At 31.8% G+C, this 20,180-nt stretch carries 19 protein-coding genes; 3 read left to right on the top strand and 16 right to left on the bottom strand.

The window, feature by feature from the left end; translation table 11 throughout:
- The first annotated feature begins 30 nt into the window (after window positions 1–30).
- The gene (locus V7719_RS10970; RefSeq protein ID WP_335729950.1) at window positions 31–258 is read left to right on the top strand and encodes a DUF6341 family protein; all 228 of its coding nucleotides are present in this window, start codon (window positions 31–33) and stop codon (window positions 256–258) included.
- Here V7719_RS10970 and purD read toward each other — a convergent pair.
- On the bottom strand, window positions 253–1,524 hold the full coding sequence (purD, locus tag V7719_RS10965; RefSeq protein WP_335729949.1) for a phosphoribosylamine--glycine ligase: 1,272 nt from the start codon (window positions 1,522–1,524) through the stop codon (window positions 253–255). The genes V7719_RS10970 and purD overlap by 6 nt on opposite strands.
- A 104-nt stretch (window positions 1,525–1,628) precedes the next feature.
- On the opposite strand from purD, the gene V7719_RS10960 reads away from it, so the two are divergent.
- Complete coding sequence (locus V7719_RS10960; RefSeq protein WP_335729948.1) at window positions 1,629–2,948, top strand: phenylacetate--CoA ligase family protein; 1,320 nt, start codon at window positions 1,629–1,631, stop codon at window positions 2,946–2,948.
- Complete coding sequence (locus V7719_RS10955) at window positions 2,945–4,108, top strand: glycosyltransferase family 4 protein (RefSeq protein WP_335729947.1); 1,164 nt, start codon at window positions 2,945–2,947, stop codon at window positions 4,106–4,108. Before V7719_RS10960 ends, V7719_RS10955 begins: the two co-directional genes overlap by 4 nt.
- Here the strand turns inward: V7719_RS10955 and V7719_RS10950 are convergent.
- The 15 genes from V7719_RS10950 to V7719_RS10880 all read right to left on the bottom strand — a co-directional run bounded on the left by V7719_RS10950 (window position 4,105) and on the right by V7719_RS10880 (window position 20,145).
- A complete protein-coding gene (locus V7719_RS10950; RefSeq protein WP_335729946.1) occupies window positions 4,105–5,511 on the bottom strand; it encodes an exopolysaccharide biosynthesis polyprenyl glycosylphosphotransferase in 1,407 nt (468 codons plus the stop codon). The genes V7719_RS10955 and V7719_RS10950 overlap by 4 nt on opposite strands.
- A gap of 3 nt (window positions 5,512–5,514) precedes the next feature.
- Complete coding sequence (locus V7719_RS10945; protein WP_335729945.1) at window positions 5,515–6,501, bottom strand: UDP-glucuronic acid decarboxylase family protein; 987 nt, start codon at window positions 6,499–6,501, stop codon at window positions 5,515–5,517.
- Between the two features lie 6 nt (window positions 6,502–6,507).
- Window positions 6,508–7,806 carry a UDP-glucose dehydrogenase family protein gene (locus tag V7719_RS10940; protein ID WP_335729944.1) on the bottom strand — a complete coding sequence of 433 codons (1,299 nt, stop codon included), beginning with the start codon at window positions 7,804–7,806 and terminating at the stop codon, window positions 6,508–6,510.
- 15 nt (window positions 7,807–7,821) lie between these two features.
- Window positions 7,822–9,168: an undecaprenyl-phosphate glucose phosphotransferase gene (locus tag V7719_RS10935; RefSeq protein ID WP_335729943.1), complete on the bottom strand. Its 1,347-nt coding sequence runs from the start codon at window positions 9,166–9,168 to the stop codon at window positions 7,822–7,824.
- Between the two features lie 355 nt (window positions 9,169–9,523).
- Entirely contained in the window at window positions 9,524–10,315 is a 792-nt protein-coding gene (locus V7719_RS10930; RefSeq protein WP_335729942.1) for a 6-hydroxymethylpterin diphosphokinase MptE-like protein, read from the bottom strand.
- Complete coding sequence (locus V7719_RS10925) at window positions 10,281–11,465, bottom strand: O-antigen ligase family protein (protein WP_335729941.1); 1,185 nt, start codon at window positions 11,463–11,465, stop codon at window positions 10,281–10,283. The genes V7719_RS10930 and V7719_RS10925 overlap by 35 nt, the downstream gene beginning before the upstream one ends.
- A 1,248-nt stretch (window positions 11,466–12,713) precedes the next feature.
- Window positions 12,714–14,315, bottom strand: a complete 1,602-nt coding sequence (locus V7719_RS10920; protein WP_335729940.1) for an O-antigen ligase family protein — start codon at window positions 14,313–14,315, stop codon at window positions 12,714–12,716.
- Between the two features lie 194 nt (window positions 14,316–14,509).
- Window positions 14,510–15,445 (bottom strand): phosphoglycerate dehydrogenase, encoded by a 936-nt coding sequence (locus V7719_RS10915; protein WP_335729939.1) that lies wholly within the window; start codon window positions 15,443–15,445, stop codon window positions 14,510–14,512.
- A 1-nt stretch (window position 15,446) separates the two neighbouring features.
- On the bottom strand, window positions 15,447–16,109 hold the full coding sequence (locus V7719_RS10910; RefSeq protein WP_335729938.1) for an HAD family hydrolase: 663 nt from the start codon (window positions 16,107–16,109) through the stop codon (window positions 15,447–15,449).
- Between the two features lie 56 nt (window positions 16,110–16,165).
- The gene (pgl, locus tag V7719_RS10905) at window positions 16,166–16,834 is read right to left on the bottom strand and encodes a 6-phosphogluconolactonase (RefSeq protein WP_335729937.1); all 669 of its coding nucleotides are present in this window, start codon (window positions 16,832–16,834) and stop codon (window positions 16,166–16,168) included.
- Window positions 16,821–17,702 (bottom strand): NAD-dependent epimerase/dehydratase family protein, encoded by an 882-nt coding sequence (locus tag V7719_RS10900; protein ID WP_335729936.1) that lies wholly within the window; start codon window positions 17,700–17,702, stop codon window positions 16,821–16,823. The genes pgl and V7719_RS10900 overlap by 14 nt, the downstream gene beginning before the upstream one ends.
- 12 nt (window positions 17,703–17,714) lie before the next feature.
- On the bottom strand, window positions 17,715–18,497 hold the full coding sequence (locus V7719_RS10895) for an HpcH/HpaI aldolase family protein (RefSeq protein ID WP_335729935.1): 783 nt from the start codon (window positions 18,495–18,497) through the stop codon (window positions 17,715–17,717).
- A complete protein-coding gene (locus tag V7719_RS10890) occupies window positions 18,478–18,939 on the bottom strand; it encodes a YhcH/YjgK/YiaL family protein (RefSeq protein WP_335729934.1) in 462 nt (153 codons plus the stop codon). The genes V7719_RS10895 and V7719_RS10890 overlap by 20 nt, the downstream gene beginning before the upstream one ends.
- Complete coding sequence (locus V7719_RS10885; RefSeq protein ID WP_335729933.1) at window positions 18,936–19,613, bottom strand: acylneuraminate cytidylyltransferase family protein; 678 nt, start codon at window positions 19,611–19,613, stop codon at window positions 18,936–18,938. Before V7719_RS10885 ends, V7719_RS10890 begins: the two co-directional genes overlap by 4 nt.
- Before the next feature lie 13 nt (window positions 19,614–19,626).
- The gene (locus tag V7719_RS10880) at window positions 19,627–20,145 is read right to left on the bottom strand and encodes a hypothetical protein (protein ID WP_335729932.1); all 519 of its coding nucleotides are present in this window, start codon (window positions 20,143–20,145) and stop codon (window positions 19,627–19,629) included.
- Window positions 20,146–20,180: the final 35 nt, after the last annotated feature.

The raw sequence follows: 20,180 nt of genomic DNA, 5'->3' as shown, positions 1-20,180 counted from the left end.
CTCGATAAGAGTTTCTAAAAAATCAACACAATGAAAGACTTTTTTTACGCTATACAAGACCTTTTTGTAGATGTTTTATTTGCTCCTTTTGATGCTTTAAGAGCGTTAGAGCTAGAGGACTGGTGGACAGCCAACCTTATCTCATGGGTTTTTATCATCATTGGGATTGTTGCATTTGTATACTGGATGTTACAACTTAAAAAATCTAATGACAACAATGAAGAGGATAAAAGTATCACTTCTCATTCATATCTATAAATCGAAACCAATATCTTTTCGGTAATTCATCTTATCAAAATGTAGTTTATCTATATTTTGATAAGATTTTTTTATAGCTTCTTTGTAGGTGTTTCCGTAAGAAGTGATTGCCATAACACGTCCTCCAGAGGTTACCACCTTTCCGTCTTTGATGATAGCTCCCGCATGAAATGGGATAGAACCTTCTAGGTGTTCTAGACCGGTAATTTCTTTTCCTTTTTCGTAAGCTTCTGGGTATCCTCCAGAAACCAACATTACAGTTGTTGCTGCGCGCTCGTCTATTTCAATGTGAATCTCATTTAATTTTTCTTCGGAAATCGCCTTAAAAATTTCAACTAAGTCTGTCTTCAATCTTGGCAAAACCACTTCGGTTTCAGGATCTCCCATTCTAACATTATACTCAATGACTTTAGGGTCATCACCAACTTTGATTATACCAATAAACACAAATCCTTTATATGGTAAGTTGTCTTTTTGAAGTCCGCTGATTGTTGGTTTAACAATACGTTCTTCTATTTTGCTTAAAAATTCTTCAGTTGCAAAAGGCACAGGAGAGATAGCTCCCATTCCGCCTGTGTTTAATCCTGTATCACCTTCACCAATTCGCTTGTAGTCTTTGGCTGTTGGAAGGATCTTGTAATGTTTTCCATCGGTTAGAACAAAACAACTGAGTTCAATCCCATCCAAAAACTCTTCGATAACAACTTTAGAACTTGCCGCTCCAAATTTAGAATCCACTAACATACTTTTGAGTTCGGCTTTTGCTTCATCTAAGTCATTGAGAATTAAAACACCTTTTCCTGCAGCTAAACCGTCTGCCTTCAAAACGTAAGGAGGGTTTAAAGTCTCTAAAAATTGATAACCTTCTTCTACAGTATTGGCGTCAAAACTTTGGTATGCAGCTGTTGGAATATCGTGTCTAAACAAAAACTCTTTGGCAAATTCTTTACTGCCCTCTAATTCTGCTGCTGCTTTTTGAGGACCAATAACTGCAACGTGTTTAATTTGGTCGTCATTTAAAAAGAAATCATGAATTCCTTGAACTAATGGGTCTTCGGGGCCTACAACAACCATATCAATATCATGCTCTAAAACTAAAGTTTTAATCGCTTCAAAATCGGTTACCTTAATATTTACATTAGTAGCAATTTGAGCTGTGCCTGAGTTGCCAGGTGCCACAAAAAGTTTATCACACAAAGGACTTTGAACTGTTTTCCAAGCAAACGTGTGTTCTCTTCCTCCAGAACCAAGTATTAAAATTGTCATGTTTTCATTTTGTTTGCACAAAAATAATTGTTTTTGCGAGTTTCGAACTTTCCATACAAGACTTTTTTTCTTTACTTTACGTCAAATACTAACACTTTCGTTTTTTGAACCTTTTTGATTTTTCTTTACGGCTTAACGGATTCCCTTTAGACAAGGCAAGAACGGAGTTAAATCGTATTCAGAAAAAAAATGATATCGCCTTTAAAACCTTTTTAAATCAAAAGCAAAATGACATTGTTAATTATCATTTGCAGCATAATGATTACTATAAATCGCTAACAAAACATATACAGTCTAAAAACTGGAACTCATTACCAGTAATGACAAAACGAGATTTGCAGTTACCACTAGAAGAGCGGTTATCTAAAGGGTTTACAACCAAAAATGTATATGTAAACAAAACTTCAGGTTCTTCAGGAGATCCTTTTATTTTTGCGAAAGACAAATTTTGTCATGCGATGACTTGGGCTGTTATTCAAAATAGGTTTGGATGGTATGATTTAGATTTTAACACGTCTAGACAAGCTCGATTTTATGGAATTCCGTTAGATAAAAAAGGCTATTACAAAGAACGTCTTAAAGATGGTTTGAGTAAACGCTATCGGTTTTCTGTTTTTGATTTAAGTGATGCCGCTTTTGAAAAGCATCTAAAGAAATTTAAATCCACTACTTTCGATTACATCAATGGCTACACAAGCTCTATCGTACAATTCGCAAAGTTTTTGGAGCGAAAACAATTAAATTTAAAATCTATTTGTCCAACGTTAAAGGCATGTGTAGTAACTTCGGAAATGTTATTTGACAAGGATAAAGCTTTAATGGAGGACTATTTTGGAGTTCCTGTAATTAACGAATATGGTGCTTCAGAATTGGATTTAATTGCTTTTCAAAACCCCAGTAATGATTGGCAATTAAACAGCGAAACCTTATTTATCGAGATTTTGGATGAGAACGATACTATACTTCCTTATGGTGCTGAAGGTCGTGTTGTGATTACTTCATTATACAATAAAGCACACCCTTTTATTAGATATGATATTGGTGATGTTGGCGTACTTTCTGAGCAGAGTACATTAAAAATACCCATCTTAAAAACATTAGTTGGACGAACTAATGATATTGCAATTTTGCCTAGCGGAAAGAAAGCCGCTGGACTTACCTTTTATTATATTACAAAAAGTATCATTGAAGATGATGGCAATGTTAAAGAGTTTATTGTTGAGCAATTAGAAACCCATTTGTTTAAGGTTACATACGTTAGTTCTGAAGCGCTTACTGAAGACAAAACGGCTACCATTACTCAAGAAATGGAAAACTATCTTGAAAAGGGTTTAACCATAACTTTTGAAAGACAAAACGAATTAAAGCGATCTAAAAGTGGTAAGCTAAAACAGTTTACTTCTTTTGTGAAAGAGAACTTATGAAGAAGGACGTCTTAATTATTACGAGTTATTTTCCTCCAGAAATTGGAGCAGCTTCCAACCGGATTTTCCAATTAGCTCATGGATTACAAAAAAACAACTTCAATGTGAGTGTTCTAACGCCATTGCCCAACTATCCTACAGGAAAAATATTTGATGGTTATAAAGGTAAATTCAAGCACGTTTCCGAAGAAAAAAATGTCACCATATATCGTCTTTGGATTTACGCCAGCAATTCTAAAAACAAACTTTTGCGTTTAATCGCGATGCTGTCTTATAGTTTTAGTTTGGTTTGGTTTTTTATGTGGAATAGGATTCCTAAAACCGTTATTGTTCAGTCTCCTCCTTTACTGGTGGCTTTTACTTCAATGCTTTTTTTACGACGTAAAAACCGAAATCTCATCCTAAACGTTAGTGATCTTTGGCCTATTGCCGGTTTGGAATTGGGTGCTTTTAAAAGGAATTTTAGTTATCGAATTCTTGAAAAAATTGAACGATATAATTATAAAAAGGCAAGCTTAGTTTTGGGGCAGAGCGAAGAAATATTAGCTCATGTCACTTCTATTTTTCAAGAGAAACCGACGTTCTTATATCGGAATTTTCCAGATTTTGAAGCACCTTCTATAAAGCAGACTTCATCAACCGGGAAACTCAAAATTGTTTATGCTGGCTTATTGGGTATTGCTCAAGGCATCTATAATCTTTGCGGTCAATTAGATTACTCAACTATTGAGTTTCATATTTACGGTTCGGGAGCTGAGCAAACTAAAATTGAAGATTTTATATCTACACATCCTGAATTGCCTATTTTTTTCCATGGTCGCGTGACACGAGAGAAACTTCATAGTGTATTGATGAACTATGATGTTACCATTATCCCTTTGCTAAACAGAATTTATGGAAGTGTGCCCTCAAAAATATTTGAATATGCGCGTTTAGGTATCCCTATGCTTTACTTTGGTGGTGGTGAAGGCGAGGATATTATTAAGTCTCATAATTTAGGATGGATCGCTAATGCGAGTGATTACGACGATCTAAATAAAGTGATTTCAAAAATTGAAGTTGGTAACCTTTCCGAAGAACAAAAAAGGACAATACAACAAACTGCGGTTTCTCAATTTGATTTTAATAAACAGTTATTGGAGCTGGTGAATGGCCTTTAATAGGCTTTTTCTTCTCCTTTGACGACGTTGGTTAAGGTTTGAAATATAATCTTAATATCTAGTAGTATAGACCAGTTTTCAATATAATAAATATCAAATTTGACACGACCTATGATGTCCTGGTCAGTTTCTATCTCACCTCTAAATCCACTAACTTGAGCCAGACCAGTAACACCTGGTTTTACATTGTGTCTAAAGATAAAATTATAGATGTCTACTTTTTTAGAATAGGCATCTGTATATGAAAGCATATGAGGTCTTGGCCCTACAACACTCATGTCTCCTCTTAAGACATTGTAAAATTGAGGTAACTCATCTATACTCGTCTTTCTTATGAATTTACCAATTCTAGTCATTCTTTTATCGTCTTTTTTGACATAGCCTTCATCATCTTTATTTATTTGTCTAAGCGACCTAAACTTATAGCAATTGAATTCTTTATAATTTATTCCGTTTCTTTTGTGCTTGAAAAACAATTCTCCTTTGGATTCTAATTTGATAAGAATGAATAAAAGAACAGTTAGCCAGGAGAGTATAAACACGATTATTAGTAAGGAGAATACAACATCAAAAGCGCGTTTCAAGAACTTATTAAACTCATCATTTAGAGCAACTTCTTGAATGGATAAAACGGGTAAATATCCATAATAGTCGGCCTTTAATCGCTTAGTAAGTAGTTGTTTTGTGTTGGGAATAAACTTGATGTTGCAGTTATTAAGATTCGCATACTTAACAAACTTGTTAACTTGACCTTCAGTAAGTTCATCAATTGAACAATATATTTCATCTATGGTATTAGGATTAGAATCAAGAAATTTAAAACTGTCCGCAACACTTCCGTCTTGAGTTTTTGCATCGTAGAAGTACCCTTCAAGGATGTAGCCTAAGTTCTTTTTGGTTGTAAACATTTTATGCAATTTCTGAGCATTTTCACCTTTACCTATAATGATTACATGTCTCACGTTTCCTTTTAAATAAGCTCTAAAGCTTTTTAAAACATAATAACTGACTAGTTTTACAACCGCAATACATAAAAAACATACAATGAGGTATTTAAAAACAAGAATTGCCTCAATCTCAAGACTTCTAAATATCCCAATGAAGGCGTATATAACAATGATATAAGCCAAGAACTGCTTTAAAAGCAGATATATAATATTAAGTAGAGATGTGTACCGATAAACTTTATAGAATTTAATAAGATATGTCGATATAAGCCACGTTACTACCGAATAGAACAAGTAAAGTAGATGCTTATCATTAAGAAATTCGTAAGAGAAAAAATAAAGTTCTGAGTCGTTAAAATTAAAGAAATAATAAGCGAAAGCATTGATAATCAATAGATCGTAAGAAATCAAAAATGGTCTTAGTAACCAAGAAAACCTTCCGCGTCTATATTCCATAAATTACTTTTTTATATAACTCATAAAATTTTTGTGTTCACTTTTATAAAGTTCTTCTTCGGAAAGGCCTTTGAAATAATCATATGTTGTAGCCATTCCTTGTTCTCTATCTACTTTAGGCTCCCAATTAAATAACTTTTTAGCTAGTGAAATATCTGGTTGCCTTTGAAGAGGGTCGTCTTTAGGTAAAGGTTTAAATATGATTTTTTGATCAGAATTTGTGAGTTTAATTATTTCTTTTGCAAAATCTAATATGGTGATTTCATTAGGGTTACCAATATTTACTGGTAGGTTATAATCACTCATCAATAATCTATAAATTCCTTCTACTTGATCATCTACATAGCAAAATGATCTCGTTTGTAATCCCTCTCCAAATACTGTTAAATCTTCACCTCTTAGTGCTTGACCCATAAATGCAGGGATTACTCTACCATCATTGAGACGCATACGAGGACCATAGGTGTTAAATATTCTTATAATTCTTGTATCTACACCATGAAAGCGATGATACGCCATTGTAATAGATTCTTGAAAACGTTTGGCTTCGTCATAAACCCCTCTTGGCCCTATGGTATTAACGTTTCCATAATACGCTTCAGTTTGAGGATGTACCAATGGGTCACCATAAATTTCAGAAGTCGAAGCTATTAAGATTCTTGCTTTCTTCTCTTTGGCTAAGCCTAATAGGTTGTGCGTGCCTAAAGCACCAACTTTTAAAGTTTGTATGGGAATTTTAAGATAGTCTATTGGACTGGCAGGAGACGCAAAATGCAAAATATAATCTACTGTTCCAGAAACATGAACAAAATTGGTTATATCATGATTGTGAAACTCAAAATTTTCTAGTGGGAATAAATGCTTGATATTATCTAGATCTCCTGTGATAAGGTTATCCATGGCAATCACGTGCATTCCCTCTTTGATAAATCTATCACAGAGATGTGATCCTAAAAATCCTGCAGCACCAGTTATTAAAATTCTTTCCATATTTAATTATCTGCCTATTGAACTATAAAATTCTACTTCTTTTGAAACCTCATCGACATCATATAGATTTCGTCCATCAAAAATAACAGATGAATTCATATTCGAATTTAATTTTTCAAAGTTTGGTGTTCTAAATATACTCCATTCTGTACATATTACAAGTGCATCTGCATTTTCGAGAGCGCTATACATGTCTTTTGCATATGAAATTTCAGACCCTAATTTTCGTTCTACATTTGGCATTGCTTCAGGGTCAAAGGCAATAATCTTAGCCCCTTCTTTGAGAAGTGCATCTATTATAAACAATGCGGGTGCTTCTCTAATATCATCGGTTTCAGGTTTAAACGCTAAACCCCAAATTGCAATTTTTTTATCTTTTAAATTATTTTTGAAATAGGTCCTAATTCTAGGAATTAGAATTGTTTTTTGAGTGGCATTAACCTCTATAACAGAATCCAATATTTTAAAGTTGTAGTCTGAGTTCAATCCTGATTTATGTAAAGCCTTTACATCTTTTGGGAAACATGAACCCCCGTATCCAATACCTGGAAACAAAAATCGCTTTCCAATTCTAGAATCTGTTCCCATTCCAATTCTCACCTTATCTACATCTGCTCCTACTTTTTCACAAAAATTAGCAATTTCGTTCATAAACGTGATCTTAGTTGCTAAAAAGGAATTAGCGGCATATTTTGTGAGTTCGGCCGATTTCTCATCCATAATAATAATAGGATTACCCGATCTTACATAAGGCTGGTATAGTTTTTTCATGAATTTAATTGCACGCTCAGACTGTGTCCCTACAACTATTCGTTCGGGTTTTAGAAAGTCATCAACCGCAAAACCTTCTCTTAAAAATTCAGGATTTGAAACTACATCAAAATCTACGGAGGTGTTTTTAGAAATAGCTTCCCTTACTTTTTCTGATGTGCCAACTGGAACCGTGCTTTTATCGACAATAACTTTATAGCTAGTGATTTTTTTGCCTATTTCATCTGCAACACCAAGTATATATTTTAAATCGGCTGAACCATCTTCACCTTCTGGAGTAGGCAATGCTAAAAAGATAATGTCGCCATGTTCTAATCCTTCATCTAAAGAGGTGGTAAATTGTAATCTATTTGCTTTAATATTCCGTTCAAAAATAACATCCAAGTGTGGTTCATAGATTGGCACCTCACCCTTTTTCATTTTTTCGACCTTGTTCTCATCTATGTCTACACAAATAACTTCATTTCCTGTTTCTGCCAAACATGTTCCGGTTACCAAACCTACATATCCTGTTCCTATTACCGATACCTTCATTCTTAATTTAAGTTTTTAATATGCTTTTTCTTCTCCTTGAATAACGTTTAATATCGTTTTAATAATGATTTTGAAATCCAATATTAAAGACCAATTTTCGACATAGAACACATCATAACGAACTCTATTTTGCATATCTCCATCTGTCTCAATATTTCCTCTGTAACCACTAACTTGCGCCAACCCTGTAATTCCTGGTTTGACAGTATGCCTTACCATAAATTTATCTATTTTGTTTTTATAGTCATTAGTGTGACTCAGTAATAATGGTCTAGGGCCTACTACTGACATGCTACCAAATAAAACATTAAAAAATTGAGGTAACTCGTCAATACTTGTTCGTCTAATAAATCTACCGATTCTGGTAACTCTCATATCATTTTTAGCAGCTTGAACCATATCTGATTCATTGTTTGCCGTCATTGATCTAAATTTATAACAAGCAAAAAGGTTAAAATCTGCACCATATCTTAGCTGTTTAAAAAACACCGCCCCTTTTGATTCCATTCTTATAAGAAGCGCTATTAAGGGAGTAAACCAAGACAATAAAAATATGATAACCAGCAATGAAAAAACAATATCAAACCCTCTTTTGACAAATCTATTAATTCCTGTTTTTAACGGAATTTCACTCAATGACAAAATAGGTAATAAGTTATAATTTTCAAACTTTAATTTCTTAGAATATATATACTTATTATCTGGTATAAGTTTTAGTGCGAATAAATTGTTTTCTGCAAAAAAAATTAGTTTAGACATTTGCTCATTAGACAGTTCTTTAATGGAGCAATAGACCTCATCTATCTTGTTTTTGAGAATATAATCATAAACGTCTTCGAAGGCCCCTAGTTTCTGTATTTCGTTTTTATTTGAAAAAAAACCCATGTATTTATAACCATAACCAGGTTCGTCGATAAAGAATTGTGATAGTTTTTTTGTTGAACTATTTGAGCCTATAATCACGACTTGTTTATAGTTGCTTCCTGTAACTATTCTATATTTTTTGAACATAACATGAAGCGTCACTCTCCATAAAGTAAAAAGGGCAAATAAAACCCCGGAATATTGAAGAACCTCTTTAAAATTTATATCAGAATCTATTATATATAAATAAGAAAATATCATTAAAATAAAAGCAAAAGTCTGCTTAAGTATTAAAGATATAATGGTCATGATTTTCGTATATCTATATACGTCGTAGAAAGAAAAAAAAACAGAAAGTAATATCCAAAATACAACAAAAGAAACCAAATAGGTTATTTCTGTCGTTAAAAAAAAGTATGCCAATGAAGAAATTATAAAAAGATCCAACAAATATAATGCTGGCCTAATTAATTGTGAATATCTCCTTCTTCTTGTCATGAAATGAATTTAATAAAAAGCAAATATAGTCCTATCATTCAACAATTAAAGAAAAAATAAAAAAATAAAAAAATGTTGATTATTAATGAGATTGGATGGTTTATTTTCGAAATTTGATAGAACTTCATCAGTGGGAAATTTACTAATAATATACTTCCATGCATGTGTGCCAAATTGCAACGTCTTTTTCGGCTTCTCGAATAGTTGATCTACAATAGAAATATATTTGTCTTGGTCCATCCAATTAGTATTGTAGAGTCCAACAGCTGTGTATTCAGTATAATAGTATCCGCTTATTAATTTTGGGTTTTAAAAATTTCAATTATAAAATAATTCGAGATTATTTAGTGTTTAGTTAATGAGAGTTAACAGCGCCTTTGGTTATTTCTGAAATATCCCCTTTTCTAAATATCTCTAATTTCCCACCAATAGTACAATCACTTATAGGAATCTTTTTCGACAGGAAGTAATCATTGCTCAATGCGTATAGCCTTTCACTACCATCTAAATCAGGTAATCCCCAAAAACTATCTTTAAAGTAATCTTTACTAAAATGGTTAACATCATCGCCTTCATATTTCTTTATGTCATATTCTTTTCCTTTTTCAACAACAAAACTATGATCAACACCTACAATATGCACTGATTTCGGATTTAAATATGCGGCGATTTGTAGTGCTGTAAATGTTACTGTGCACCCTGTTGAGACCGATTTTTTAATATTTGTATGGATTCTTTCCTCATCTTTTAAGTTGACAAACAAAATATTTTTTCTAGGTTTCACCCCTAGATAATACGCTTTTACTGGTAAAATTAACGGTATTTCAGTTTTGTTAAAATAGTCTTTATTTTGACCAAGCACTAGGCCGTTGACACATACTAGAATATCGGGCCTCCATTTGCTTGTACTATAAATTAAATTTATCTTATTCATACCAATAGAAACAATTGATTCATCAACTTTATCTAAAGGGGTTTTATTTAAACTTGGCCCATTACCAACAATCAATACAGGTTTTTTAAAATATGGGTCTAAAATATTCCAATTATTTCGTCTTTCGAGATAAAGTTTATATAATAGTATGTCTAAAATTTTTCTAGGATAGTACGTACTAATTCGTACTAAATCTAATATCTTTTCTTTCATTCTGAATAAATAAAATTGATAATATGGTTATGAAAAACAATGTTGCTTCAGTGGAATAAAATGATGGAATGGATTCCGTGAAACCAATTAGCAAAAGCATAACTATGAGTATGGTTATTATAAGTGACCTTAATTTTAAGGTTAATGCAAATATTTTCACAATAAATGTTAGCACAATTATAGCCCCTATTATACCAAAGTCAATAAGAGTTTGTAAAATAAAATTGTGAGAGGTTTGTAGGTATTGATCTTCAAAAACTTCTTTTGTGGAATCTGACATAGAGTTTTCGAAGCCATTTAATCCATGACCATAGATGGCACTAAAGTCGCTAAATATTGTTTTTAACGCTATTGACCAAATTTCTATTCTAGACAATGCTTTCCCTGTTAGTTCACCTGGCCTTTTAAGTCCGTCAAAAAATTCAGTATTATAAAACAAATACAATAGTGCTGCTATAACCAATCCAATTACCCACCATGTTTTTTTAAAAAAGGATACTATTGTCTTTAGAGAAAACCAATAGATAAATGAAAAAAACAGGGTTAAAAGCAAGATCAGTCTTGAATCGGCTAAAACTAACATGTAAATATAGAATGTATATATTAATATGTACCAAATGTTATTTCTAACATGTTTAATAAAATACAAGCCAATTAATGCGTTAAGGCCAAGTTGTGATGTGAAAACATTTGCACCTGATGATAAAGGGAAGTAGATCCTATAATCTACTATACCAAACAGTGCCAAAATACTATTAAGTCCGAGTTTTTGGTCCGCAAAATATAATTTAAAATGCACGAAGTTGGCAAAGTTAAAAATCAAGAAAGATATTAAAATGTACTTAAGGCATTCATCTAAAGTTTTATTTTTAAAGTAAGTGAACGTAAATACTAACCAAATCCAATAAGTTAATAAAACCGCTACATCTCTAATTTCTATTTTACTTAAAATTAGTCCGTGCACTAATAAAACAATAGTCAATAATAATGAGTAGAAAACATATTTTGGTACTGCTTTTATTTTAGACACAGATGTTCTCTTAATTATAGAGTACAGCATCAAGACAAAAACACCAGCGAAAGAGACAATCTTCGCAGTGCCTTCAAGATATGCAACTATTCTCAATAAGAGTACATAAAAATATATCATTTCATCCTATTGTATTTTATTACGGCGTAAACCCCTTGTACCAAAATGAAGTTTAGCATTATAATCAAAAGCCAATACTGTTCGTTTATATTTACAAAAAATAAAGGGAGTAAATATACAGTAAACACAACTAAATATTGAGCGAAATTCAAAGTTTTAATCTTGGTGATTTTGTTATTATATATAAGAATGAAAACCAATGGTTGAATAATCATAAATACCAACCCAACTAAAGATACTTTTACAAGAAGTGAGTCGTAAGTGACATATTTCGGGAAAAACAATCTTAGTATTTCAGTATTAAAGAGTAAGATAATAGTGATTACACCAACCACAAATGGTATTATCGTCTTTAGGATGTTTATATATGTTTTTCTAATAAAGCTTTTGCTAAACTCACTTATATTTTGGACTGTAATTTTAGATTGTAATCCTGATATAACTGCCATTGTAAGTAGTGTAAAAACATTATAGAATTGGTACATAATATGAGCGTATGCAACAAAAAGGTCCCCGAAATAAATTTGACCAAGATATCTAACAGCAAAATTTGACAGTACTTCATTTCCTCTTAATATGGTATAATTAATTCCTAATCTAAAGTCGGAAAACGAAAAGTCTATTAAACTAATCCTATAAGAGTTTATTTTTAGCTTGAATTTCCTTTTGAACAAAATCAAGCAAAAAACAGCAGTTATTATCGTAGAAAAAAGTAGCGCACAGACAATAGAAAAAAGGTTGTTTGAAAACATAACAGCAACAATTCCAGACGCAAAAAACAGAAAATAAAGCAGGAAGTCTTCTATAAATATAGATAGAAATAACGAGTTGTCAGACTTGGCAAACTCCGACAAATTTCTAATAACTATAGTTAGTAATAAGGTTGGTAAAAATAAAAGTGAAAGGAAAATATTATTAAAAATTACAATTGAGATTCCAAAAGAAATCAAACCAAACAATAGTGCCGTAATAACAATATTTACTGAAGTAACATTAGACCATATTTTATGTTCTATTAAGTTTTCTCGAACCTTATTGAAATAAATTATGTATAAATTATTAGCTGAAAAAAATGCAAACATTCTCAAAGTTGACCAAAAAATCGCAAATCCAGCAAAATCCTTAACAGATAGCTTGTAAGCAAAAAATGAGGTCAATAATAAAAATAAACCTCTCCCAAATACCTTACCAAATAGGTTAATTAGTCCAAGGTTGTTCTTTAGATATTTGCTATATAGATTTATTATCTTACTCAACTATCCGTTTTTTATATTTACCAAATAAAACCAACAACATAAAGGCGAAAAACAATAATCCCCATTGTCTCGATAAGGTGTTTTCGGTTAAAAAATTTAATACTAACAATGTGCAAAATGTTATTTTAAGTATGCTCTTTTCGGTAATAGCATTTCTAAAAAGATGTATCAAGAAAACTAAAAACGCTATAAGCCCAACAAACCCTGTGGTTAGAATCATATATAAATAATTATTATGGGAATTAAACTGCTTATCTATGGCTTTTTGGAGTAGTTCTGAACCGTTTTTTTTATACTCTGTTAAATGACCTTGCTCTAATTGTGCTCCCCAAATATAAAACCCCGATCCCTCAGATTTATAATGATAATCTGCATTTTTATTAGACATTCCTATCAATGCCAGTGGATTGGTTGTGTTTAGGTTAACTTTAATTGAGCACCTGTACCAATCATTATTTACTTTCTTAATGCTTGCAGCGTCCACATTCAATGTCTTGATAACACTTCCTTGTTCTAGATCAAATGTTGCTCTTTGGTTGATGTCTCCCAATCTTAAAATTACAGAATTTGAATGATCATTCTTAACAAAAACAGAGAAAGTATAAGTTCCGGATTGAGGTATGTCTATATTTGTTGATATACTATGCGAAGCTATACTGTCGTTGTTTTGTTCAAGTAAAATTTCGGTATTTTGTTTTCCTTCAGGAGAATCAATAACATTGTTATCTACTTTTACATTATTCTTAAACCAATAAGGGTGATCAAATTCTTCATTAAAAAAAAGTAGGTTTATGATATTTCTTTCTAAAAACCTGCTCTCATAATCCTCATTTAAAAGATCTTGCGGATCACCGACTCCAAATCCAAAAACTAATTCGGTAATACTTGCCGATTCTAAAACCTCGAGATGAGAAGTGTATATTTCTTTCCTAACATCATTAACTTCATATTCTTGTTCGTCCACCGTAGATTTCACGAAATTAAACCCTCGTTGTACATCAGTGTCATTTAATTTAAACACAACTAAGGACACACATATTAGAGTAAAAACCCCAATTGTTTTGACAAAGTTTTTTCTATTTAAATTATAATAAAGTAGTATTGTTACACCAATGGTAAGTGCTATTATGTTAGGGAACGAAAATCCGTAGAACAACCAAAAAAAGAAATATAGAAATATGGCTGAATATATTCTAAAATAGTTTTTATTCTTATGATAAAACCCTATAGCCTCTCTCAAACAATATATAGCACAGATTACAAATCCCATAGAGAAATAGGCTTTGTGAATAAAGATTAAATCGTTATCAATACTTCTATCAACGATTAATTGAAATTTGTCATAATCCAACAAAAAATGTAATAAGCCTAAATTTGTTTTATGAATATTTAAGAGGAATATTGCTGTAATAATAATCGTAAACAAGATGTTAGCGACTATAAATACTGAAATGGCAGTTTTTTTAAAATTTTTAGCAAATTGAAATTGATAAAATGACACAAAGAATGGTGCAATCAATAAGGGCAAAAACTGGACGCTTCTTTTTATTGCATTATCTGTATTTTGGGAATATGCAACTGAAATAAACAGCAAAAACAAATAGGTACATAAAAAAAGAAAGCTACGGCGGTTTTTTTTATCAAAATTGAAGGTCTTATATTTTATACCTATAAAAACAGATATTACTGAGAATGAAATTAATATTTGAGATGAATAATTAAACTTTAAAAGAGGATATAGCCCTAATAAACATAGTAATATAAATTGTAGTTTAATTAATTTCGCCTTCAATTTTCCAAAAGGTTTAATAAGTTATTTACAGCCATCAAACCTTGTCTTTCTACACTTTGATAAGTTCTAGATCCAACGTGTGGCGTTATTATGACATTTTCAACGCCTTTTAGCACTTCATCTTGAGGCATTGGTTCTTGTATAAGAACATCGGCTAGATAACCTCTTATTTTGTTTTCTTTTAAACCTTCAATAATCGCATTAGGATCTATCAACATCCCTCTTGACGTATTAATTAAAATAGGTTTTCTTTTAAGTTTTTCAAAAATCACAGACTTGTTAATCATCTTTTCAGAAGTTGGTGTATGCGGTAAATGCAAACTAATAACATCTGCTTTTTCATAAACCTCATCAATCTGCTCTGTAAAATATACATAATCATGCTCGGTTAAGAATGCTTCATTCTTAAAAACATCATGTGCCATGACATTCATGCCTAAAGCATTTGCTTTTTTTGCAAGCTCTTTCCCGACGGCTCCAAGTCCAATAATACCTATAGTTCTACCTTGAATTTCATTACCTGTATATCGTTTCCAATTTCCCTGTCTTGTTTCATTATACTGTAAATGCACATTCTTTTCAAATGTAAATAGTAATGCTAAAACATGTTCTGCAACAGAAACCTGATTCACTCCAGGGCAATTTGTAACTGGTATATTAAATTCTTTGGCTGCCTTTAAATCAATTTTATCTAAACCAACACCATATTTTGAAATATATTTTAGTTTCCCTTCTACACCCTTCTTTATTACCTGGTGTGTATACTCATCATCACCGCATATTACTGCATCGTAATTTTGAATTATCGGTAATAATTCCCGTTCTGGGATGGGTCCTCTCAAAACATCAATATCAAAACCTTGTTTGTTTAACAAATCACGGTGAGCACCTGGAGTGTCATAAAAGGATGTTGAGGTCAATAAAATTTTCATATTAGTCTTTAAATTTTAAACAATTTTTAATACTGCTTTCAAGTTCATAAAAATCTCTAAATCTAAGACCATTATAATCTTTAAAAAGTGATTCGTTTTCTTCATTCTCTCGTAGTGCAAAATTTAAATTAGAGTATTGAGCAGCTTCATAATCTGTTGTGGCATCTCCTAAAAATATCACCTCATCTCTTTTTAAATTATGCTTTTCTAATAAGTGCTCGGTCCAATATTTTTTGTTTTTAGGAGAACCGTGTATTCCGATAAAATATTGTGATAAATTTCTTTTATCAGTAATAATCTTTATTTCTTCGGTTGGTGTTCCGGTTATGATCCAGAAATTTAATTTATGAGCATATTTTTTAATAAAGGAATGCGCACCTTTAACTTCTTCAGAATTGATCACTTTGTTTAACACCAAGCCGCTAAATTGTTTAGCCAGGTCATCAATTCCTTCAGGAGATATGGTTTTATTCAAATATTCCTCATGATAAATTTTAAATTTCTCAAACCTTGACACGCCGCCATGTCTTATATGGTGGTCTACTACTTTATCTGAAACATCTTTACCGTATGGTGTATATAAGTCCCTAAAAGCTTCTGTTTTTGCGCTTACAGACTCCGCGATTACGCCATCAAAATCAAAAAAAATGTTTTTTATTATCATACTTGTTTTCAAGTTAAGATTCCCTTTCTATTTCGGTTTAACTCTGTCTTCTAAAATCAGTTAATTATGTAATCAATATATGGTATAATTCTAGAAATCGGAAAGTTTTTTGAAACAGATTCTTTTAAAACTTGTTGCTTTTCATTGCCCTGAATTAGTAATACAATTTTATTGGAGTTTATAATTAAGGGATACGTCATAGTAATTCTATCCGTATCAAGTTGTGGCACGTTATTTAAAACCACTAAATCTTGATCATTATTTAGTGCTTTTGTATTCGGAAACAAAGACGCTGTATGACCATCTAATCCCATTCCTAAAATTATTAAATCAAACTGAGGTTTATTGTTTAAAAGTTCTACATGCTTAATAATAGTGTCTTCATAAAGATTAGCCGATTTGCCATAATTATTAGCATCGCAAACCATTGGGTAGCTTTTTGACGAAATGTGCTTGAATAACACTTCAGAAATGTTGTTATAGTTACTTTGGTCACTTGTATTAGGAACACATCTTTCATCAACTAAAAAGAAATTTATCCTGCTCCATTCGATTTCGCAATCGCGTAATTTCTCATAAATTGGCATCGGTGTACTTCCACCAGAAAGCGCAATATTTATTATGGGTTTATCAATTAGGAGCTCTTGAATTAGCTGTTCAATATGTCTAGTAGATTTAGAAACAAATTCAGCTTTATTGCGGGTTAAAATTTTAATAGTCTTCATTTTTATGTACAGAGCGAATACATTCTAATAATCCTTGACCCATATCTATATGAGGATTAGCTATCAATTTTCTACTCAACGATGGTTCAAAGGAATAAGGTGTAAACTTGTAATGGTTTTGGTAGCCTTTAGTGTCGCAGACTATTTGAATTTTGTTGTTTAATATTTCATTTATCATATTAAATAAATCTGAACGTTTCATTCGTTCATTTCCGGTTAAAATGACATGGAGGTTGTTAAATTTATCAGATTCAATAACATCAACCGATAACTTTGCAGCATCAGCAGCATGAATATATTCTCTTAGCTCTTCACCATCTCCTTTATGCTCAATCTTATTCTCTAAAACAGCCTTTTTTACAAGATGATAGATGTAGTTGTTGTCGTATTCAATTTCAGAATATACCGATCCATATCGCAGTATGGTAAAGTCTAGATTGTATTTCTTATGGTATTCTTCAATGATTTTTTCAGATGCAAGTTTGCTTATACCATAAAAAGAACCTTTGTTGCTCATGGCATACGCGCTACTAGCGTAAATAAATTTTTTGACCTTATTTGCAATACATGCCTCTAATATGTACATGTTACCTAAAACGTTTAGGTTAATAGTTTTAATAGGTTCTTTTAACGCATAATCCAAATTAGCAAAACCCGCAAGGTTATACACGACATCGTACTCCTCCTTAAAAACTGAATCTACTTCGTCTTTGTCAGAGATATCACAATAAATGTGCTTTATATCTGCTGAAAGATTATGATTGGATTTGATATCTGCTACAGTGACATCATAATTCCTTGCTACCAGTTCCTTTGAAAGATAGTGTCCTAAAAATCCAAAGCCTCCAAAAACTAAAACCTTTCTCATAAGTCTCTAATATTACTTTCGTTTTAATAAATTCATTTCTTCTCGAGCCTTATCTCCTAAAAAGAAGAAATCTAAACTAAATGCAAGAAACGTATAATTCTTATCTATTTTCTCTAACAAATCTTTGTGGTCTGATGAGATCACATGAAATCCAAGAGGTTTATTTTTACTTAAGGTGATTTGATCAATTCTATCTAATACTTCTTTTACATCAGTATCATGAAACATCCCTGGTTTACCCATTGAAGCCGATAAATCATAAGGCCCAACGATAATTCCATCAACTCCTTCGACATCTAATATTTCAGATAAATTATTTACAGCTTCAATATGTTCAATTTGAACTATTACAACAGATTCATTTTGAACCCATTCTTTGTACGACTCAAAATTAACACCATAATGTTGTGCTCTTGAGAGGCCAACACCTCGCTTACCAAATGGAGGGTATTTAACATAAGAAACAGCTTCTCTAGCTTCTTCAGCATTTTTAACCATAGGAACAACGACTCCATTTGCGCCCGCATCCATAACACGCTTAATAATAACCTCGTCATTTTTACTCACTCTTACTAAGGCCTCCATATCATTGGCCTGAATATGACCAATTAGGTTTTGAACCGCTTCAAAGTCTATTGCAGAATGCTCTATATCTATGGTAAGCCATTCAAAATTTGCCGAAGACATTATTTCAACAACTGAAGGATGTGGTATCGTTAACCATGACCCAATTGAAAGTTCTCTTTGAGATAATTTCTTTTTTAACCTACTTTTTTTATGTGAAAAATTTTTCATTGACTTTAATTACTACTTTTTTAATATGTTTTGGTTTCCCATTAACCGCAAATAAAGGGTGATGTATATCTTGCTTAAAAAACACAGCCATATAACTAGGCTGAAGTATGATTTCCGAATGAGCTATTGACACGTTCTTATAAAATTGACAATCATCTTCTTCTTGATATGGTCTTATAATTTCTACTGCGTTTTCATTGTAAATTTTAATCTTTTCTTTTCCCGCCAAGACAATTTGTATATCTACTTCTTTGTTATGGTTTTCTATAATATTTGAATCTAATTGGGTGTCATAACTCATCACTTTAAAATAATAATTCTCATTTTTGAAGTGATTGCCATTAACCGTATCTACTGTAATCGTTTCCAAATCTTTGAAAATATTCTCAAAAACATCATGCTTAAAATATAGTTGCCAATTTTTAATTTTATCGTAAATCATCTTAACAGTTTATATAAAGCTTCGGCAATAATAAAGTCTTGAGGCTCGTCTATATCTACAGCTTCTATCTTATCTATTTCAAATAAGTAAGGGCGAGTTCCTATTCGTTTGTTACCTGCCTCTCTAAAAGAAGTTTTGCTGAAGATATAAAAATTAGAGTTCTCCTCAAATAAAGGTTCTAAATCTTGGGTTCTCAATAATTCTTTTGGATTGTGATTAAATGCTGTGCCATCACTCTTATACAAACGCGTTTGCCATTTTGTAACTGAAAATATTGAATCGTAAGTATTAGATTGCGCTAATTGAAGCATTTTCTCGATAGCGCGATTAACCGAATCAACCGATAACATTGGGTTGGTACTGTGCGATTGCACATAAAAGTCAGCATCTACCATGTTAATGTCGTGCTCAATAATTTTATTCATTGAAACGAAATCACCAACAATACTTTCAGGTCTATCAACTATTATGGTATTGTCTGGGAAATTACGTTTAATGTCTTCTTTTATAAATTTACTATCTGTATTTACCACAACACTTTCTATGTACTTTGAGTCTAACAAGGTCTGCATAGTGTAGTGGTAGAGTGGTTTTCCTGCAAAGTCTTTAAGATTCTTATTCTTTACCCTTTCTGAATTACCTTTCATTGGTAATAACGCGACTATTTTATTCATTTCTTCCTTATAATTATTTCAATAATCGATCCCAGAGTAAACCTCTAGCATAGAGTTTTGGAAAATGATAATTATCGACTTTCTGTGTAGTGATTTTGTGTGATGTTTTATCGAGCACTGTAAATTTACTTAAAACAAAATAGTTCTCAATCTCTCCTGGAGTAATATCCATATACTTATCTCCATATTCGAAACTCATCGAAACGATTTCAAATTCCTTCAGCTGACTGCTTCCTAAATCAATTATAAATTTCCTTGATGTATTCGATCCAAAATTCGCAGTGATGACTTCAGATGTGGTCGTTGGAATTACTTTTTCTGAAATTAATATTTTTTTGTTTTGAAATTCATCAACTATAATTTCATCTAATTCCAAAATAATGACATCTTCCTGGTTTGTTTTAAACTCCAACTTTATAATCAATTCGGGTTTAGCAACTTCTTTAGGAGCGACTTTTTCTTTGGCTGTTTTTGTTTCTTCTTGACAACTTAACATCATAGATAAAGCAATAAAAACAATAAGTTTTTTCATGGTTTGAAGATTTCAATTAGTTGTTTCAATTAATC

Origin of the sequence: Psychroserpens sp. (genome assembly GCF_036960315.1) — a bacterium.
Lineage (GTDB): Bacteria > Bacteroidota > Bacteroidia > Flavobacteriales > Flavobacteriaceae > Psychroserpens.
The sequence above is the reverse complement of the archived record's forward strand: the minus strand, read 5'-3'. Positions and strand labels throughout refer to the sequence as shown.

Excerpts from the sequence above, each read along its gene's own strand:
- V7719_RS10970 (WP_335729950.1), top strand. The coding sequence starts at position 31 with ATGAAAGACTTTTTTTACGCTATACAAGACCTTTTTGTAGATGTTTTA.
- purD (WP_335729949.1), bottom strand. The coding sequence starts at position 1,524 with ATGACAATTTTAATACTTGGTTCTGGAGGAAGAGAACACACGTTTGCT.
- V7719_RS10955 (WP_335729947.1), top strand. The coding sequence starts at position 2,945 with ATGAAGAAGGACGTCTTAATTATTACGAGTTATTTTCCTCCAGAAATT.
- V7719_RS10950 (WP_335729946.1), bottom strand. The coding sequence starts at position 5,511 with ATGGAATATAGACGCGGAAGGTTTTCTTGGTTACTAAGACCATTTTTG.
- V7719_RS10945 (WP_335729945.1), bottom strand. The coding sequence starts at position 6,501 with ATGGAAAGAATTTTAATAACTGGTGCTGCAGGATTTTTAGGATCACAT.
- V7719_RS10940 (WP_335729944.1), bottom strand. The coding sequence starts at position 7,806 with ATGAAGGTATCGGTAATAGGAACAGGATATGTAGGTTTGGTAACCGGA.
- V7719_RS10935 (WP_335729943.1), bottom strand. The coding sequence starts at position 9,168 with ATGACAAGAAGAAGGAGATATTCACAATTAATTAGGCCAGCATTATAT.
- V7719_RS10930 (WP_335729942.1), bottom strand. The coding sequence starts at position 10,315 with ATGAAAGAAAAGATATTAGATTTAGTACGAATTAGTACGTACTATCCT.
- V7719_RS10925 (WP_335729941.1), bottom strand. The coding sequence starts at position 11,465 with ATGATATATTTTTATGTACTCTTATTGAGAATAGTTGCATATCTTGAA.
- V7719_RS10915 (WP_335729939.1), bottom strand. The coding sequence starts at position 15,445 with ATGAAAATTTTATTGACCTCAACATCCTTTTATGACACTCCAGGTGCT.
- V7719_RS10910 (WP_335729938.1), bottom strand. The coding sequence starts at position 16,109 with ATGATAATAAAAAACATTTTTTTTGATTTTGATGGCGTAATCGCGGAG.
- pgl (WP_335729937.1), bottom strand. The coding sequence starts at position 16,834 with ATGAAGACTATTAAAATTTTAACCCGCAATAAAGCTGAATTTGTTTCT.
- V7719_RS10900 (WP_335729936.1), bottom strand. The coding sequence starts at position 17,702 with ATGAGAAAGGTTTTAGTTTTTGGAGGCTTTGGATTTTTAGGACACTAT.
- V7719_RS10895 (WP_335729935.1), bottom strand. The coding sequence starts at position 18,497 with ATGAAAAATTTTTCACATAAAAAAAGTAGGTTAAAAAAGAAATTATCT.
- V7719_RS10890 (WP_335729934.1), bottom strand. The coding sequence starts at position 18,939 with ATGATTTACGATAAAATTAAAAATTGGCAACTATATTTTAAGCATGAT.
- V7719_RS10885 (WP_335729933.1), bottom strand. The coding sequence starts at position 19,613 with ATGAATAAAATAGTCGCGTTATTACCAATGAAAGGTAATTCAGAAAGG.
- V7719_RS10880 (WP_335729932.1), bottom strand. The coding sequence starts at position 20,145 with ATGAAAAAACTTATTGTTTTTATTGCTTTATCTATGATGTTAAGTTGT.